General features: G+C 54.3%; 17 protein-coding genes. 8 read left to right on the top strand and 9 right to left on the bottom strand.

Annotated features, from left to right (window positions below; translation table 11 throughout):
• The first annotated feature begins 146 nt into the window (after positions 1-146).
• Positions 147-2,744 carry a bifunctional aconitate hydratase 2/2-methylisocitrate dehydratase gene (gene acnB, locus IM303_RS12755; protein WP_193359998.1) on the top strand — a complete coding sequence of 866 codons (2,598 nt, stop codon included), beginning with the start codon at positions 147-149 and terminating at the stop codon, positions 2,742-2,744.
• Positions 2,745-2,934: 190 nt separating this feature from the next.
• The gene (gene yacL / locus IM303_RS12760; RefSeq protein ID WP_041911228.1) at positions 2,935-3,297 is read left to right on the top strand and encodes a protein YacL; all 363 of its coding nucleotides are present in this window, start codon (positions 2,935-2,937) and stop codon (positions 3,295-3,297) included.
• A gap of 31 nt (positions 3,298-3,328) precedes the next feature.
• Here the strand turns inward: yacL and speD are convergent, their stop codons facing one another.
• The 3 genes from speD to IM303_RS12775 form a co-directional block, all read right to left on the bottom strand.
• Positions 3,329-4,123 carry an adenosylmethionine decarboxylase gene (gene speD / locus IM303_RS12765; RefSeq protein ID WP_192986832.1) on the bottom strand — a complete coding sequence of 265 codons (795 nt, stop codon included), beginning with the start codon at positions 4,121-4,123 and terminating at the stop codon, positions 3,329-3,331.
• On the bottom strand, positions 4,124-4,993 hold the full coding sequence (gene speE / locus IM303_RS12770) for a polyamine aminopropyltransferase (protein WP_028015536.1): 870 nt from the start codon (positions 4,991-4,993) through the stop codon (positions 4,124-4,126).
• A gap of 115 nt (positions 4,994-5,108) precedes the next feature.
• Positions 5,109-5,456 carry a YacC family pilotin-like protein gene (locus IM303_RS12775; protein ID WP_014882582.1) on the bottom strand — a complete coding sequence of 116 codons (348 nt, stop codon included), beginning with the start codon at positions 5,454-5,456 and terminating at the stop codon, positions 5,109-5,111.
• 145 nt (positions 5,457-5,601) lie between these two features.
• Between IM303_RS12775 and cueO the strand changes: the two genes are divergently transcribed.
• Positions 5,602-7,161 (top strand): multicopper oxidase CueO, encoded by a 1,560-nt coding sequence (gene cueO, locus IM303_RS12780; protein WP_193359999.1) that lies wholly within the window; start codon positions 5,602-5,604, stop codon positions 7,159-7,161.
• A 74-nt stretch (positions 7,162-7,235) separates the two neighbouring features.
• Here cueO and IM303_RS12785 read toward each other — a convergent pair whose 3' ends face one another.
• Positions 7,236-9,626: a glucose/quinate/shikimate family membrane-bound PQQ-dependent dehydrogenase gene (locus tag IM303_RS12785; RefSeq protein ID WP_049000524.1), complete on the bottom strand. Its 2,391-nt coding sequence runs from the start codon at positions 9,624-9,626 to the stop codon at positions 7,236-7,238.
• Positions 9,627-9,834: 208 nt separating this feature from the next.
• On the opposite strand from IM303_RS12785, the gene hpt reads away from it, so the two are divergent.
• Positions 9,835-10,371, top strand: a complete 537-nt coding sequence (hpt, locus tag IM303_RS12790; protein ID WP_032644976.1) for a hypoxanthine phosphoribosyltransferase — start codon at positions 9,835-9,837, stop codon at positions 10,369-10,371.
• Positions 10,372-10,432: 61 nt separating this feature from the next.
• Here the strand turns inward: hpt and can are convergent, their stop codons facing one another.
• Positions 10,433-11,095 (bottom strand): carbonate dehydratase, encoded by a 663-nt coding sequence (gene can / locus IM303_RS12795; RefSeq protein ID WP_014882586.1) that lies wholly within the window; start codon positions 11,093-11,095, stop codon positions 10,433-10,435.
• A 107-nt stretch (positions 11,096-11,202) separates the two neighbouring features.
• On the opposite strand from can, the gene IM303_RS12800 reads away from it, so the two are divergent.
• The 4 genes from IM303_RS12800 to IM303_RS12815 all read left to right on the top strand — a co-directional run bounded on the left by IM303_RS12800 (position 11,203) and on the right by IM303_RS12815 (position 14,752).
• Positions 11,203-12,129, top strand: coding sequence for an ABC transporter ATP-binding protein (locus tag IM303_RS12800; RefSeq protein ID WP_028015540.1), 927 nt, complete (start codon positions 11,203-11,205; stop codon positions 12,127-12,129).
• Positions 12,126-12,896, top strand: coding sequence for an ABC transporter permease (locus tag IM303_RS12805; protein ID WP_023334536.1), 771 nt, complete (start codon positions 12,126-12,128; stop codon positions 12,894-12,896). The genes IM303_RS12800 and IM303_RS12805 overlap by 4 nt, the downstream gene beginning before the upstream one ends.
• Positions 12,897-13,000: 104 nt before the next feature.
• Positions 13,001-13,441 carry a PTS sugar transporter subunit IIA gene (locus IM303_RS12810; RefSeq protein WP_049000526.1) on the top strand — a complete coding sequence of 147 codons (441 nt, stop codon included), beginning with the start codon at positions 13,001-13,003 and terminating at the stop codon, positions 13,439-13,441.
• 63 nt (positions 13,442-13,504) lie between these two features.
• Positions 13,505-14,752 (top strand): polysaccharide deacetylase family protein, encoded by a 1,248-nt coding sequence (locus tag IM303_RS12815; RefSeq protein WP_193360000.1) that lies wholly within the window; start codon positions 13,505-13,507, stop codon positions 14,750-14,752.
• A 1-nt stretch (position 14,753) separates the two neighbouring features.
• Here IM303_RS12815 and IM303_RS12820 read toward each other — a convergent pair whose 3' ends face one another.
• Genes IM303_RS12820 through IM303_RS12835 form a run of 4 tightly spaced genes read right to left on the bottom strand, consistent with a single transcriptional unit; the run spans position 14,754 to position 17,662 of the window.
• A complete protein-coding gene (locus IM303_RS12820) occupies positions 14,754-15,836 on the bottom strand; it encodes a fimbrial protein StkG (RefSeq protein ID WP_192971616.1) in 1,083 nt (360 codons plus the stop codon).
• Positions 15,837-15,870: 34 nt separating this feature from the next.
• Positions 15,871-16,503: a fimbrial-like protein gene (locus IM303_RS12825; RefSeq protein WP_350372277.1), complete on the bottom strand. Its 633-nt coding sequence runs from the start codon at positions 16,501-16,503 to the stop codon at positions 15,871-15,873.
• Complete coding sequence (locus IM303_RS12830; RefSeq protein ID WP_193360001.1) at positions 16,503-17,060, bottom strand: fimbrial protein; 558 nt, start codon at positions 17,058-17,060, stop codon at positions 16,503-16,505. The genes IM303_RS12825 and IM303_RS12830 overlap by 1 nt, the downstream gene beginning before the upstream one ends.
• Before the next feature lie 23 nt (positions 17,061-17,083).
• The gene (locus IM303_RS12835; protein WP_193360002.1) at positions 17,084-17,662 is read right to left on the bottom strand and encodes a fimbrial protein; all 579 of its coding nucleotides are present in this window, start codon (positions 17,660-17,662) and stop codon (positions 17,084-17,086) included.
• Positions 17,663-17,664: the final 2 nt, after the last annotated feature.

Consider the following 17,664-nt stretch of genomic DNA (forward strand, 5'->3'; position numbering starts at 1 on the left):
GCTTTTTTGTAAACGGATTAACACTGTGCAGAAATCCTGCTATGCTGCCCGACGCGGTATCGGGCATTTACCCTACAAACTGCTGTCTCACAGGAGCGTGAAGAGAACGCCCGCCGCATATGACAATGAGAGCGAGGAGAACCGTCGTGCTAGAAGAATACCGTAAGCACGTAGCAGAACGTGCCGCCGAGGGAATTGTACCCAAACCTTTAGATGCAACCCAAATGGCCGCGCTCGTCGAGCTGCTGAAGAACCCGCCTAAGGGCGAAGAAGAATTCCTGTTAGATCTGTTGATCAACCGCGTACCGCCTGGCGTAGATGAAGCTGCCTACGTAAAAGCCGGATTCCTTGCTGCTATCGCCAAAGGCGAAGCCACCTCCCCACTGGTTACTCCTGAAAAAGCCATTGAACTGCTCGGCACCATGCAGGGTGGTTACAACATTCATCCGCTGATTGACGCGCTGGATAACGACAAGCTGGCACCGATTGCCGCTAAAGCGCTCTCTTCCACGCTGCTGATGTTCGATAACTTCTACGACGTAGAAGAAAAAGCCAAAGCGGGCAACGTCTATGCGAAGCAGGTGATGCAGTCCTGGGCCGATGCCGAATGGTTCCTGAACCGCCCTGCGCTGGCGGAAAAAATTACCGTGACCGTCTTTAAGGTGACCGGTGAAACCAACACCGATGACCTGTCTCCGGCACCGGACGCGTGGTCTCGTCCTGATATCCCGCTGCACGCCCTGGCGATGCTGAAAAACGCCCGTGAAGGCATTGAGCCAGATCAGCCGGGCGTGGTGGGCCCGATCAAACAGCTCGAAGCTCTGCAACAAAAAGGTTTCCCGCTGGCCTACGTCGGTGACGTTGTGGGTACCGGTTCTTCCCGTAAATCCGCCACCAACTCCGTACTGTGGTTCATGGGCGACGACATTCCGCACGTGCCTAACAAGCGCGGCGGCGGCCTGTGCCTCGGCGGCAAAATTGCGCCAATCTTCTTCAACACCATGGAAGATGCGGGCGCGCTGCCAATTGAAGTAGATGTGAGCAACCTGAACATGGGTGACGTGATTGACGTCTACCCGTATAAAGGCGAAGTGCGCAACCACGAAACCAACGAGCTGCTGGCAAGCTTCGAACTGAAAACCGACGTGCTGATTGACGAAGTGCGTGCCGGTGGCCGTATTCCGCTGATCATCGGGCGCGGCCTGACCACCAAAGCGCGTGAAGCGCTGGGTCTGCCGCACTCCGACGTTTTCCGTCACGCGAAAGACGTGGCAGAAAGCAACCGCGGCTTCTCGCTGGCACAGAAAATGGTGGGTCGCGCGTGCGGCGTAGCCGGTATCCGTCCTGGCGCATACTGCGAGCCGAAGATGACCTCCGTGGGCTCTCAGGACACCACTGGCCCAATGACACGTGACGAACTGAAAGACCTGGCGTGCCTGGGCTTCTCTTCTGACCTGGTGATGCAGTCCTTCTGCCACACGGCGGCCTATCCGAAGCCGGTTGACGTGACCACGCACCACACGCTGCCAGACTTCATCATGAACCGCGGCGGCGTGTCACTGCGTCCGGGTGACGGTGTCATCCACTCCTGGCTGAACCGCATGCTGCTGCCAGATACCGTGGGTACCGGCGGTGATTCCCATACCCGTTTCCCAATTGGTATCTCCTTCCCGGCGGGCTCCGGCCTGGTGGCGTTTGCTGCAGCGACCGGCGTAATGCCGCTGGACATGCCTGAATCCGTGCTGGTGCGCTTCAAGGGCAAAATGCAGCCGGGCATCACTCTGCGCGACCTGGTTCACGCGATCCCGCTGTATGCCATCAAACAGGGCCTGCTGACCGTTGAGAAGAAAGGCAAGAAAAACATCTTCTCTGGCCGCATCCTGGAAATTGAAGGTCTGCCGGATCTGAAAGTGGAGCAGGCGTTCGAGCTGACCGACGCCTCCGCCGAGCGTTCTGCGGCAGGCTGTACCATCAAGCTGAACAAAGAGCCGATCATTGAGTATCTGACTTCCAACATCGTGCTGCTGAAGTGGATGATTGCGGAAGGCTACGGCGATCGTCGTACGCTGGAGCGTCGTATTCAGGGCATGGAGAAATGGCTGGCGGATCCGCAACTGCTGGAAGCTGACGCAGACGCAGAGTACGCGGCGGTGATCGACATCGATCTGGCGGATATTAAAGAGCCAATCCTCTGTGCGCCGAACGATCCGGACGACGCGCGTCTGCTCTCTGACGTGCAGGGCGATAAGATCGACGAAGTGTTCATCGGCTCCTGCATGACCAACATCGGCCACTTCCGCGCCGCCGGTAAGCTGCTGGATACCCACAAAGGCCAGCTGCCGACCCGCTTGTGGGTGGCACCGCCAACCCGTATGGACGCGGCTCAGTTGACCGAAGAGGGTTACTACAGCGTGTTCGGTAAGAGCGGGGCGCGTATCGAAATCCCTGGCTGCTCCCTGTGTATGGGTAACCAGGCGCGCGTGGCCGACGGTGCGACGGTGGTTTCCACCTCTACCCGTAACTTCCCGAACCGTTTAGGTACTGGTGCGAACGTCTACCTGGCCTCTGCGGAGCTGGCGGCGGTTGCGGCGCTGATTGGCAAACTGCCAACGCCGGAAGAGTACCAGACCTTTGTGGCGCAGGTGGATAAGACGGCGGTGGATACCTATCGCTATCTGAACTTCGACCAGCTTTCTCAGTACACCGAGAAGGCTGACGGGGTGATCTTCCAGACGGCAGTATAAACAGCAAAACCGTCTCTACGAGACGGTTTTTAGTGTTTGCACCCTCTCCCGTGGGAGAGGGACGGGGTGAGGGCATCAGGCCGCAGGGTCTTGCTCTCACCTTTTTATTTTCATTCCTCCCACCTCTCCCGCTTTTTTTCTTTCCCTCTGCTGCGATAATTACCCTAATGGCTTTGCTGAGGAAAACGCTATGGATTACGAATTTTTGCGCGACATCACCGGTGTGGTGAAAGTGCGCATGTCGATGGGGCACGAAGCCGTTGGACACTGGTTTAACGAAGAGGTGAAAGAAAATCTCGCCCTTCTTGATGAAGTCGAACAGGCGGCAAATACGGTGAAAGGCAGCGAGCGCTCCTGGCAACGCGCCGGACATGAATACACCCTGTGGATGGACGGCGAAGAGGTGATGGTGCGCGCCAACCAGCTTGAGTTTTCAGGGGATGAGATGGAAGAGGGGATGAGCTACTACGACGAAGAGAGCCTGTCGCTGTGCGGCGTGGAAGACTTCCTGCAGGTAGTGAATGCCTACCGTGAGTTTATGAAACAGAAGTAACTTCCCGAAGCGTCCCTGCTCCGGGCAACACTTACACGGCCGGAATATTGCGGCCGTAGTAGATTTCGCGCATCTCTTTCCAGAGCAGGTCGGTGATGACCTTGCGCTCTTCTTCACTTAAATCTTCCGGCTTCGTGTGGAACATGTAGTGCTTAAGGTCGAACTCCTTAAGCATCATCTTGGTATGGAAGATGTTTTCCTGGTACACGTTCACGTCCATCATGTCATACAGCGATTTCATGTCCTCGGACATAAAGTTCTGAATGGAGTTGATCTCGTGGTCGATGAAGTGCTTCATGCCGTTGATATCACGGGTAAAACCGCGCACGCGATAATCAATCGTGACGATGTCCGATTCCAGCTGGTGGATTAAATAGTTCAGCGCGTTCAGCGGGGAAATCACGCCGCAGGTCGATACTTCAATATCCGCGCGGAACGTGCACAGCCCGCCTTCCGGGTGGCTTTCCGGGTAGGTGTGAACGCAGATATGGCTTTTGTCGAGGTGGGCGACGACCACTTCCGGAAGCGGACCCGGGTGTTCAGTTTTGTCGATAAGCTGCGGGTCGACCGGCTCCTCGCTGACCAGAATGGTGACGCTGGCACCCTGGGGCTCATAATCCTGTCGGGCGATGTTCAGAATATTGGCACCGATGATCGAGCAGGTTTCTGACAGGATCTCGGTCAGACGGTTGGCGTTGTAGAGTTCATCGATATAGGCGATGTAACCATCGCGTTCATCCGCTGTTTTGGCATAGCAGATATCGTAAATACAAAAACTCAGGCTTTTAGTCAGGTTGTTAAAGCCATGTAGTTTAAGCTTTTTCAATTAGCTCACCCCCTTAGTGGATAATGCGTCTTGCAGGTACTGCGGCAGAGCAAACGCTGCGGTATGAATAGCCGGATTGTAGTAGCGGCACGTGAGCCCGGCCTGATGGAAGCGGGCCTGGATAATTTCGGTAGAGAGATGACGCAGCACGTCGTTGTCCGTTGCCCATGCAAAGGTCATGATCCCGCCGTAATAGGTTGGAATCGCCGCCTGATAGAAGCTGACGTCACCAAAATAGGTGCTGAGCTTGCGATGGCTGTCGAGCGCTTCGTCCTGCTGCAGGAAGCAGACGCCATTTTGTGCGACGAAGATCCCGCCAGGGTTCAGGCAGCGCTTGCAGCCTTCGTAGAACGAGGAGGTAAACAGCGACGCGCCAGGGCCGATGGGGTCGGTACAGTCAGAGATAATCACATCGAAGGTCTGCGTGGTCTGGTTAACAAAGTTAACGCCGTCGTCGATAACCAGATTAAAGCGCGGATCGTCATAGCTGCCGGCATTATGGTTGGGCAGGTACTGGCGGCAGAAAGAGACCACGCCCGCATCGATCTCAACCATGGTGATGGTTTCAATGGAACGATGACGTGAAACCTCGCGCAGCATTGCGCCGTCGCCGCCGCCGATAATCAGAACATGCTTCGCGTGTCCGTGGGCCAGCAGCGGAACGTGGGTCATCATCTCATGATAAATAAACTCGTCGCGCTCGGTCGTTTGCACTACGCCATCCAGGGCCATCACGCGGCCAAAGGCGGCGTTTTCGAAGATGATCAGATCCTGGTGATCCGTTTTCTCATGATAGAGCACGTTATCAACGGCAAAGTACTGACCAAACTGGTCATGCAGTGTTTCATGCCACAACGTGTGGTCGGCCATACGCGGACTCCTCCTTTGTTAACATCCGTAACGCTCACAAAAAATGAGCGAAACATGATAGCTAACTATAACCGTGGTTGCACGGGTATAGGTTGAACAGGGGGCGTCGGGAAGGTTATTTCACGTAGGCGAGCAGGCTGAGCGAATCGCGGGCCAGCGCTTTGCATTTTTTAGCCGTGGGAATGCCAATACCGCTCAAGTCACGGTAGCTGTCTTCACCGAGCGCTTTCATGTCAAAGCTGTCGTAATTGCTGAGATCCCACTGGTTCTGCTGGGCGAAAAAGACCAGCGCGCGGCGAATTTGCCCGTTGGGTAAATTCTGGTAGCCACAATCATTTTTCAGGAATACAAAAACCGCCGTTAAATCGGCCATATCTTCCGCTTCATTTTCACTGAGCGCATAGCTGTTCGCACACATTGCCATCAGGCTTCCGAACAAAATTGTCCTGAAAAACGTCTTCATTGCTTCTACCACTTCTTCACGGAAAATTAACGTTAGCACACTTGATGCCAGTGCGACGATCTTTATTATTGCCGCTTTACTTGACCTTCCGGTAAGGGGAGGGTTTATGCTCAAAAGATCGCCTGCTGGAAATAAGGAAATGAACATGCAACGTCGTGATTTTTTAAAATATTCCGCTGTGCTGGGGGTTACCAGCGCATTACCACTCTGGAGCCGCGCGGTTTTTGCGGCTGAAAGGCCTGCCTTACCCATTCCTGACTTACTGACCGCAGACGCCCGTAGCCGTATTCAGCTCGTTGTTCAGGCCGGTAAAACCTCCTTCGGTGGGCACAGCGCCACAACCTGGGGCTACAACGGCAATCTGCTCGGCCCGGCGCTTCAGTTACGCAAAGGGAAAGCGGTGACGGTGGATATCCACAATACGCTTGCCGAGGAGACCACGCTGCACTGGCACGGTCTGGAAGTCCCGGGCGAAGTGGATGGTGGTCCCCAGGGCGTTATCAAGCCTGGGGGTAAACGCAGCGTAACCTTTACCCCTGACCAGCGGGCAGCAACCTGCTGGTTCCACCCGCATCAGCACGGCAAAACGGGCCATCAGGTGGCAATGGGGCTGGCCGGACTGGTGTTGATTGAGGATGACGAAAGCGGTCTCCTGCGCCTGCCGAAACAGTGGGGTATCGACGATGTGCCGGTGATTGTGCAGGACAAAAAATTCAGCGCTGACGGGCAGATTGACTACCAGCTGGACGTGATGAGCGCGGCGGTCGGCTGGTTTGGCGATACGCTGCTGGCCAACGGTGCGATCTATCCGCAGCACGCCGCCCCGAAAGGCTGGCTGCGCCTGCGCTTGCTTAACGGCTGTAACGCCCGCTCGTTGAACTTCGCCACCAGCGATAAGCGCCCGCTTTACGTGGTGGCAAGCGACGGCGGCCTGCTGCCAGAACCGGTAAAAGTGAGCGAGCTGCCGATGCTGATGGGCGAACGCTTCGAAGTGCTGGTGGACATCAGCGACGGCAAGCCGTTTGACCTGGTAACGCTGCCTGTCAGCCAGATGGGGATGGCAGTGGCGCCGTTTGATAAACCGCATCCGGTGCTGCGCATTCAGCCGCTACAGGTCACGGCCTCCGGTATGCTGCCGGACACCTTAGCCACGCTGCCAGCTCTCCCGTCGCTGGATGGGCTCACGCAGCGTAAGCTTCAGCTCTCCATGGACCCGATGCTTGACATGATGGGCATGCAGGCGCTGATGAAAAAGTATGGCAATCAGGCCATGGCGGGAATGCACCACGGCCAGATGATGGGCCACATGAATATGGACCACGGCAAAATGGGCGGTATGGATCACGGCGGTCACGGGTTCGATTTCCACAACGCCAACAAGATCAACGGCAAAGCGTTCGATATGAACACGCCGATGTTTGCCGCCGCGAAGGGGCAGTTTGAGCGCTGGGTGGTTTCAGGGGAAGGGGACATGATGCTGCACCCGTTCCATATCCACGGCACGCAGTTCCGTATTCTGTCTGAGAACGGCAAAGCGCCGGAAGCGCATCGAGCAGGCTGGAAAGATACGGTGAGAGTGGAAGGCGGCGTCAGCGAGGTGCTGGTGAAGTTCGACCATGAAGCGCCTGAAGAGTTTGCCTATATGGCGCACTGTCATCTGCTGGAGCATGAAGATACGGGGATGATGCTCGGTTTTACCGTATAAAAAAAGCCGGGTGGCGGCTTCGCCTTACCCGGCCTGCATTGCAAAAAACGGCAACTTTCGTTGCCGTTTTGCTTTTATTTGCCTTCGTCCGGCAATGCATACGCGACAATATAGTCGCCCATCTTCGTACCAAACGAACCGTGACCGCCCGCAGAAATGACAACGTACTGCTTGCCATTCACTTCATAGGTCATCGGCGTTGCCTGTCCACCGGCCGGCAGACGGCCTTGCCACAGTTTTTCACCGTTGGTCATGTTATACGCGCGCAGGTAGTTATCTGCGGTTGCCGCGATGAACAGCACGTTACCGGCTGTGGAGATTGGACCACCCAGCATTGGCATACCCATATTGAACGGCACCGGAACCGGCATCGGGAACGGCATGCTGTCCTGTGGGGTACCAATACGTTTTTTCCAGACGATCTGGTTGGTTTTCAGATCCAGACCGGAGATGTAACCCCAGGCAGGCTGTTTACACGGCAGACCAAACGGAGACAGGAACGGGTTCAGGGTAACGCCAAACGGTACGCCATACTGCGGCTGGATACCGGCTTCGGTCCCGCTGCCTTTCGCGTCTTTCGGCTGCTCCATCGGGTTACCCGGACCGCGTGGGATCAGACGGGAAACGAACGGCAGCGCCATTGGGTTGGCAATCGCCACCTGACGGTTAGGGTCGACGGAAATACCGCCCCACTCAAACATTCCCAGGTTGCCCGGGAAGACCAGCGTACCCTGCTCAGACGGCGGCGTGAAGATGCCTTCATAGCGCAGCTGATGGAACATCACGCGGCACACCAGCTGGTCAAACATGGTGGCACCCCACATGTCTGCACCGCTGAGGTCTTTCTTCGGACGGAAGCTCAGGTCAGAGAACGGCTGGGTTTTGCTGACGTAATCGCCTTTGGCCGCACCCTGCGGAACCGGTTTTTCCGGGGCAGGCACAACCAGCTTACCGTTGCTGCGATCCAGCACGAAGATGTTGCCGGTTTTAGCCGGAGCGTAAATGACCGGCACGGTTTTGCCGTTAACGGTAATGTCCGCCAGCGTCGGCTGGGACGGCATATCCATATCCCACAGATCGTGGTGAACGGTCTGATAGCTCCACGCCAGCTTACCGGTGGTTGCGTTCAGCGCCAGGATAGCGCTCGCATAACGTTCCTGCTCCGGCGTGCGGTTACCGCCCCAGATATCCGGCGTGGATACGCCCATCGGCAGGTAGACCAGGTCCAGCTTCGCGTCATACGCGGCTGGTGCCCAGGAGTTCGGCGAGTTGAAGGTAAAGGTGTGCTCGTCAGACGGGATCGCGTTTGGATCTTTCGCGCCCGGGTCGAAAGCCCACAGCAGTTTACCGGTGTTCACGTCGAAACCACGGATAACGCCGGAGGTTTCACGCGTAGAGAAGTTATCCGTTACCGAACCGGCAATCACGATGGTTTTATCGGTGATGATTGGCGGGGAGGTTGGCTCATACAGACCCGGCGTGGTGTCCGGCATGTTGGTCTGCAGGTTCAGAATGCCTTTGTTGGCGAAGGTTTCGCACAGCTTGCCGGTCTCAGCGTTGATGGCAAACAGACGGCCATCGTTCACCGGCAGCATAATGCGGCGAGGACAGTCAGCAATGACTTCCGGGCTGGCATTATCGGCGCGCGCTTCGTGGTAAGAAACGCCGCGGCAGGTCACGTGCTGGAAGGACGGGTTGGAGTTCAGCTGTGGATCGAAGTGCCATTTCTCTTTACCGGTGGCCGCGTCGAGCGCGAACAGACGCTGGTGCGCCGTACACAGGTAGAGCATGTTGCCCACTTTAATCGGGGTCACTTCGTTGGTCAGCTCGCCCGGATCGTTCGGCATTTTCAGGTCGCCGGTACGGAATACCCAGGCTTCCTTCAGGTTTTTCACGTTGTCCGCGTTGATCTGCTTCAGCGGGGAGTAACGTTGACCTTCCTGGTTACGGCCATAAGCAGGCCAGTCACCGTCAGCGACCTGCGAGATAGCTGCCGCAGGCGTGGACTCCGCGTTCAGCGTACCGTTGATCTCCTGCGGGTCGTTAAAGCCAGCCCAGGTGAGAATGCCGCCGCTGATTAACAGAGCCACCAGCAGGGCTGCAACGGCACCGCTGGAAGGAACAATCAGGCGGCGCCAGACAAACGGCAGGATCAGCCAGATACCGAAGAAGACCAGGATGTCGCTGCGCGGCGTCAGGGCCCAGAAATCGAAACCGACTTCCCAGACGCCCCAGATCATGGTGGCAAGAAGGAGGGCGGCATACAGCCACAGTGCGGATTGTTTTCTACGCCAGAGCAGGACGGTTACGCCAAGCATAACCAGGCCCGCAATCGGGTAGTACCAGGAGCCGCCGATCGCGACCAGCCAGACGCCACCGATTAACAGGTACAGGCCGCAGAAGGCGGCGAATAGCGCTGTTAGTGTCACCAGTAGACGCGGCTGTTTAGTGTTTGTTTCAGCCATAGAAAGTGTACTCGTCAGTTTTTGTTAATAATTTGCTAGCAACTAATTATAGGTGTTAACAAGTGTGATCGGAATCACAATATTTGCTTTTTATAACTCATACGCCAGGCTTATCCATTTACTGATATAATGACTGGCTTGCGTATCGATGCCGGAGCAAGATTCATCCGCATTGAAAGATTTTCATCAAAATCATTTGGTTAGTAATATGAAACATACTGTTGAAGTGATGATCCCGGAAGCCGAGATCAAAGCGCGTATCGCCGAACTGGGTCGTCAAATCACCGAGCATTACAAGGACAGCGGCAGCGAAATGGTGCTGGTTGGTCTGCTGCGCGGTTCTTTCATGTTCATGGCAGACCTGTGCCGTGAAGTGCAGGTACCGCACGAGGTCGATTTTATGACCGCTTCCAGCTACGGCAGCGGCATGTCCACAACCCGTGATGTGAAAATCCTGAAAGATCTGGATGAAGATATTCGTGGCAAAGATGTGTTGATCGTTGAGGACATTATCGACTCCGGCAACACCCTTTCAAAGGTGCGCGAGATCCTGAGCCTGCGCGAGCCGAAATCGCTGGCGATTTGTACGCTGCTGGATAAACCGGAGCGTCGTGAAGTGCAGGTGCCGGTAGAGTTTGTCGGTTTCTCCATCCCGGACGAGTTCGTGGTGGGTTACGGCATTGATTACGCGCAGCGTTATCGTCATCTGCCGTATGTTGGGAAAGTGGTACTGCTGGACGAGTAATTGCGGGCTGATGCCCTCACTCCTACCCTCTCCCACGGGGAGAGGGCGAAAACCCCCGGCTTTATTTATGGTTCACATGCTTAAGCTTGAGGTTGGCAATCCCCGAACGGTAACGCTGCTCCAGCGTTTCGCGGTTGGTGGCGGTGACTTCCAGATTGCGCAGCAGGCCATCGTGAATACCGTACGCCCAGCCGTGGATTGATACCTTCTGCCCGCGTTTCCACGCCGACTGCATGATGGTCGAATGCCCAAGGTTATATACCTGCTCCATCACGTTCAGCTCGCACAGCGTGTCCATGCGTCGCTCCTGCGGCATTTCGCCGAGCAGTGAACTATGTTTGAACCAGATATCGCGGATGTGCAGCAGCCAGTTATCAATTAAACCCAGTTCCGGGTTTTCAACCGCCGCCTGCACGCCGCCGCAGCCGTAGTGGCCGCAAATAATGATGTGCTCGACTTCCAGGACGTCAACGGCATACTGAACCACGGAAAGGCAGTTGAGATCGGTATGAATCACCAGGTTGGCGACGTTGCGGTGAACAAACAGTTCGCCGGGCTCAAGGCCGGTCAGGCGCTCGGCAGGTACGCGGCTGTCTGAACAGCCAATCCAGAGAAAGCGCGGGTTCTGGGCTTGTGCGAGTTTTCCAAAAAATCCGGGGTCTTCCTCCACCAGCATTTTTGACCATAGTGCATTGTTGCTAATGAGTGTATCTATGTCGTTCATGGAGGTTAGCGACCTGTAACCGAGTAATTGCGTTGCGCTACTATAGGGTAACCCGACTTTTAATGAAACCACACAACGTGTGTAAGAACTGAAGGTAAGTTAAATTCATGGCAATTGCACTGGAGCTTGAGCAGCTTAAAAAAACCTATCCGGGTGGCGTTCAGGCGCTACGCGGGATAGATCTAAAAGTAGAGGCCGGGGATTTTTACGCGCTTCTGGGGCCGAACGGGGCGGGGAAATCCACCACCATCGGGATCATCAGCTCGCTGGTGAATAAAACGTCCGGACGGGTGAGCGTCTTTGGTTACGACCTGCAAAAAGATGTGGTAAACGCCAAGCGCCAGCTGGGGCTGGTACCGCAGGAGTTCAACTTCAACCCGTTTGAGACGGTGCAGCAGATTGTCGTTAACCAGGCGGGTTATTACGGCGTTGAGCGTAAAGAGGCGCTTGAGCGTAGCGAAAAGTACCTGAAACAGCTCGATCTGTGGGAAAAGCGTAACGAACGTGCGCGGATGTTGTCCGGGGGGATGAAGCGCCGCCTGATGATTGCCCGCGCGCTGATGCACGAGCCGAAGCTGCTGATCCTTGATGAACCCACCGCAGGCGTGGATATCGAACTGCGTCGTTCTATGTGGGGTTTCCTCAAGGATCTTAATGACAAAGGCACCACCATCATTTTGACCACCCACTACCTTGAAGAAGCAGAGATGCTATGCCGCAACATCGGCATCATTCAGCACGGCGAGCTGGTGGAGAACACCTCGATGAAGGATCTGCTCTCCAAGCTGAAATCCGAAACGTTTATTCTCGATCTGGCGGCAAAAAGCCCGCTACCGAAGCTTGAAGGGTACCAGTATCGCCTGGTTGATACCTCAACGTTGGAAGTGGAAGTGCTGCGCGAGCAGGGGATCAACAGCGTGTTCTCCCAGTTGAGCGCGCAGGGGATTCAGGTTTTAAGCATGCGTAACAAAGCGAACCGACTGGAAGAGCTGTTTGTCTCTCTGGTGCAGGATAAACAAGGAGACAAGGCATGACGCATCTTTATTGGGTCGCGCTGAAAAGTATCTGGGCGAAAGAGATAAACCGCTTTATGCGTATCTGGGTGCAAACCCTGGTACCGCCGGTCATCACCATGACGCTCTATTTCATCATCTTCGGCAACCTGATTGGTTCCCGCATTGGTGAGATGCACGGTTTTACCTATATGCAGTTTATCGTGCCGGGCCTGATTATGATGGCGGTGATCACCAACGCCTACGCAAACGTGGCCTCGTCGTTCTTCAGCGCTAAGTTCCAACGCAATATTGAAGAGTTGCTGGTGGCGCCGGTGCCAACGCACGTCATCATAGCCGGTTACGTGGGCGGCGGCGTGGCGCGCGGGCTGTGCGTGGGCATCCTGGTGACGGCGATTTCGCTGTTCTTCGTGCCGTTCCAGGTACACTCGTGGCTGTTCGTGGCGCTGACTCTGCTGCTGACGGCAATTCTGTTCTCGCTGGCCGGTCTGCTGAACGCGGTGTTCGCTAAAACGTTTGACGACATCAGCCTGATCCCGACCTTTGTGCTGACGCCGCTGACCTATCTCGGCGGGGTGTTCTACTCCCTGACGCTGCTGCCGCCGTTCTGGCAGGCGCTGTCGCATCTGAACCCGATCGTCTACATGATCAGCGGCTTCCGCTTTGGCTTCCTCGGCATTACCGATGTTCCGCTGTTTACCACGGTGGCGGTGCTGGTGGTGTTCATCATCGCCTTCTATCTGCTGTGCTGGTATCTGATCCAGCGCGGGCGCGGTCTGCGTAGTTAACCCTCTGCCCGGCGACGCTCTGGTTGCCGGGCACTTTCTTTGACGGTTATCACCGTAAGCAAACCTTCACTCCGCTAAACTACTTGCCTGCTAAGGAGAGAGTTATGCTGGGATGGGTGATCACCTGCCACGATGAACGAGCGCAGGACATGCTGGACACGCTTGAAGCCAAATTTGGCCCGCTGGCGCAATGCCGGGTGGTTAACTACTGGCGCGGGCTAAGCACTAACATGCTCAGCCGGATGATGTGCGATGCCCTGCATGAAACGGATACCGGTGATGGGGTGATTTTTCTTACCGATAAATCCGGTGCCGCACCTTACCGGGCCGCGGCGTTGCTTAGCCACAAGCATAATAACTGTGAAGTAATCTCCGGTATCAACCTGCCTTTACTCGAAACCCTGTATCCTTTTCGCGCCTCATTAAGCAGTGCTGAATTTCGAAATGCCATTGTGGCGCAGGGCTCGCCGGGCGTGAGCAGCCTGTGGCACCAGCAGCAGAAAAACCCGCCTTTCGTTCTGCTTCACGATCTGTATAAGCATTAAACATTGGTATTGATGTCGCTTTTGCTACAATGGCGACTGATTTCCCGTGTCGATTTATATCCTATGTTCATGCGCGTGTTCTTTCTCCTTTTGCTGCTGGTTTCCGGTGGGGTATCCGCCAGCCTGATAAGTCAGCAAGGGCTTCCTGCTCAATATATGCAAACCACTGAGGCTGCTGCCATCTGGGCTCAGGTAGGTAACTCCGTGGTTAACGTGGGCAATATTCGCGCAGGGCAGATCATCGCGGTCTTTCCCGCGGCGGCTGATTATTACGAATTTCGCTTCGGGTTCGGTACTGGCTTTATTGATAAAGACCACCTTGAGAAAGTGCAGGGCAAGCAACGCGTTGAGGACAGCCTGGGCGATCTGAACAAGCCGCTCAGTAACCAGAATCTCATCACCTGGAAAGATACGCCCGTCTATAACGCGCCCAATAGCGGAAGCGCGCCCTTTGGCACCCTGAGCGCCAACCTGCGCTATCCCATTTTGAATAAACTCAAAGACCGCCTGAACCAGACCTGGTATCAGATCCGCATCGGCAACCGCCTGGCGTGGATCAGCAGCCTGGACGCGCAGGAAGATAACGGCATTCCGGTTCTGACCTACCACCATATTTTGCGCGACGAAGAGAACACCCGCTTCCGCCATACCTCCACCACCACCAGCGTACGCGCATTCAGCAACCAGATGACCTGGCTGCGCGACCAGGGCTACGCCACGCTGACGATGTATCAGCTGGAAGGCTACGTGCGTAACAAGATGAATCTGCCCGCGAAGGCGGTGGTGATCACCTTTGACGACGGCCTGAAATCGGTGAGCCGCTACGCGTACCCCGTTCTGAAACAGTACGGCTTCACCGCGACGGCGTTTATCATTTCGTCACGTATCAAAGGCCATCCGCAGAAGTGGGACCCGAAATCGCTGCAGTTTATGAGCGTTCAGGAAATTAAGGGTATACAGGATGTCTTCGATATTCAGTCCCACACGCACTTCCTGCATCGCGTGGACGGGTATAAACACCCGATCTTACTGAGCCGCAGCTATCACGTGACCCTGTTTGATTTTGAGCGTTCTCGTCGTGCGCTGTCACAGTTCAACCCGCGCGTGCTGTACCTTTCTTATCCGTTTGGTGGCTATGACAATAAGGCGATCAAGGCGGCGAACGACGCCGGTTTTCATCTGGCGGTGACGACGGTGAAAGGGAAGGTGAAGCCGGGGGATAATCCGTTCTTACTCAAACGACTATATATCTTAAGAACGGATTCGCTGGAGACGATGTCGCGGCTGATCAGCAATCAGCCGCAGGGATAAGCTATTCGTAGGTGATCTGCAACGTGCCGATGGCGCTGAACGTGCCTGAAGTGATTTTTTCTGTACCAGACTTAACCAACTGAGCCGTGAGAGACTCGCTAAATGAAGGGATGATAGTGTTCCCTTTTGTCGCATAGTTGTTAGTTGAATTAGGCACCGCCAGGCTGTTGTCCGGCCACTTCAGCAACACGCCCACGCCTTTTGCCGCATTCGACGATGCAGTGTTCGCGAGTAAAGAGCCATCAGTCCCGGTTGTCTTGCTGGTGGTCAACTTCATCGTAATTTTGCGTGTGTTGGTGCAATTCCCTGACACGGTAGCAGAGACTTTTTGCGTGTTATCGTTCTCGACATCGGAAACATCATACTCCCCCAGATCTACGGTTTTAGGGGCCGTAAGAGTGCAGGTCGGTTTTTCAACAGGAACATTGAAGGCCATATCGGGTATCGTGATTAACGGACGTGGATGGTCCTGTTCATCTGATGTGTTGGGGTTACCTACGACAATATTGCCAATATTCCCGGCCACTGGACCAATCTGTGTGACGCTTGCGGGCACGCCAGCATATGAGGGTAATTGATAAAATTCCATACGGGCAGACCACCATACTGCTTTAACCAGATCTGAATTATCTCCCTGATTGGCCGTTACTACATAACTTCCTGTAGTCGAAGGGAAAAAGGCATTAAAAGCGTTGTTGGTCGGGTACATGGCCAGCGTATAGGCGATCCCCGTTACGTTAGTTTTAAAGAGTGCTTTTCCGTCCACGCCACCGACAACCAGTGTACTGTCCGTTTTCTGATAGACGCGCTCGCCATCATTACCCATTGAGCACCAGGAGTAGAGGCCGGGAGTCACCTGCAACTCAATAAGGCCGCTTATTTTTGTTGGCGCGCTGACGCTCTCCAGGGGAACGATCTTGGGCTTTGCACCTTTGACATCCGAAATAGGCTGAACACTGTAACTATTAAATTTGCATTCCCATAAATCGGCCGATGCAGAGAAACTTATTGCAAGAATTGACAAAGCAAGGCCTGCACCTTTTATGAAGAAATGACTTGTTCCGGCTCCTGCTATATAACACATTCAAAAATTCCTTATATCGGATGCTTGGTATATTTTAATTGTAAATAACGCTGACCAGCACGCTTGTGGTAACTTTCCCCGCGCTGACAATCCCTGTGTCTTGATAACGGGCATAGAAATTATAATTTGTTAAATACTGGCTTTCGGTTTGGTTAGATACATCAAAAATAACATCTGACGTTCCTGACGCATTGACCACATTGGTATTGTCTTTTTCTGAGAAAATCACAATGCCGACGTTCTCTGCTCCTCCCCCGGAGGCGGGAATTTCATTGGCGAACACCTGTTGAGAGCTTCCGATAACTATCCCACTTTGAGGTTTAAACTCAAAATGCAGGGTTTTTGCCAGTCCAGATTCACTTTCCGCACAGCTTTTCAGCTGTATTTCGAAGCGAGTTCCCCCAGCTGCGTCACCGGGTTGTAGCCGTGGGCTGCCGTCGGAGTTATAAAACCAACCTTTGCCAACGATCGGTAAAATAACTTTGCCATCATTCGGAATACTTACCTGACACGTATTGTTGATGATGTTTGCCGTCATATCCATCTCCAGGCTCGAGGCAAAACCTGCTGCGGGAAACCCCAGACAGCAGGCGAGCCATAACATCGCACTTCTAAAGTTTAAGCGGGAGTGGAACATCCTGTTTAAGCTATCAGTCTTAATAAACATTATTGATAGGTCACGATAAAAGTCACAGGGGCGCTGACCGAACCAGTGGTCACGTCAGAAATGGTTTTATCTTTAGCAATAACGATGCGCGCATCCATTTCAAATTTTCCCGCCCCGTTAGACAGGTTGACGATAGAAGTTGGGGCCGTGGCGCAGTTCAGCAGGGAACCTGAGTCGACAGAACCTTTCCAGATTTCAAAACCAACGTTATGCCCGGCTGCATATGAGTTCCCATTTTTGGCATTGCCAGTACAGGACCCGCCAGCACCCGGCGTGGCTTGAACGGAGGCATTTTTGACCCCGGCACAGTTAGTGAACGCGATTTTGAATGCCCCTGTTCGGTTCTGGCTCACCAGATCGGACTTAAATACATCGCCAAACTGCAAAATGCTAATGGGAGCCCCGCTCGCATCCTGAATCTCGGCATTACAGGTTCCGGCTTCAATGGTGGACGTAAAGGTGGCCTGAACGCTCGTCGTACCCGTAATGGCGCTCAAACAAACGGAAGGCAGGATGGCAGTCATCGCAAACACCAGTGATGTCATTTTCTTTTTCATATTAACGCTCCGTATTGCGCCAGTTATTCATAGGTGAAATTAAACGTAGCGATACCGCTAAAGTTGCCGGTCATGCCTTGCCCGCTTGCAGTTTCCACCAGCGTCGCCAGGAGTTGAATTTCGCCAGCACTTATTTCTCCGCTCGACCAGACGAGGCGCTGAGTATCAGTGGATGAATTAATGACAAAAGGGGCATCCGGAGTGGCGGTGCGGGAAATCGCCACGCCAATATTTTCTGCGCTGCCCTCACCGGAGAGTGAATTTTTAATTGCCGTATTCAGTGGGCTGGCACTACCACTAATGGTCGTGTTCAGCTTTGTCAGACTCGAAGGGCATGAGACCATTTTGAGTTTAAAATTTGTTGTTGCTTTGGCATTTTTGAGGATGATGTAATCCAGGCGTACCTTGCCGTCGGTGCCAATGGGAATAACGTTGCTGGAGCCATCACCGCTGCCACCTTCAATTTTCATATCGCAGGTGGTGTCACGGATATTAGCGGTAAAGGTAATATCGAGATTATCGGCGTATGTTCCGAGCGACAGCGCCATCAGACTCGAACTTAATACCCATAATCCTGTTTTTTTCCCAGGTTTAAAAAGCATGC

Source organism: Enterobacter cloacae complex sp. P38RS (assembly GCF_014930775.1).
GTDB lineage: Bacteria > Pseudomonadota > Gammaproteobacteria > Enterobacterales > Enterobacteriaceae > Enterobacter > Enterobacter bugandensis.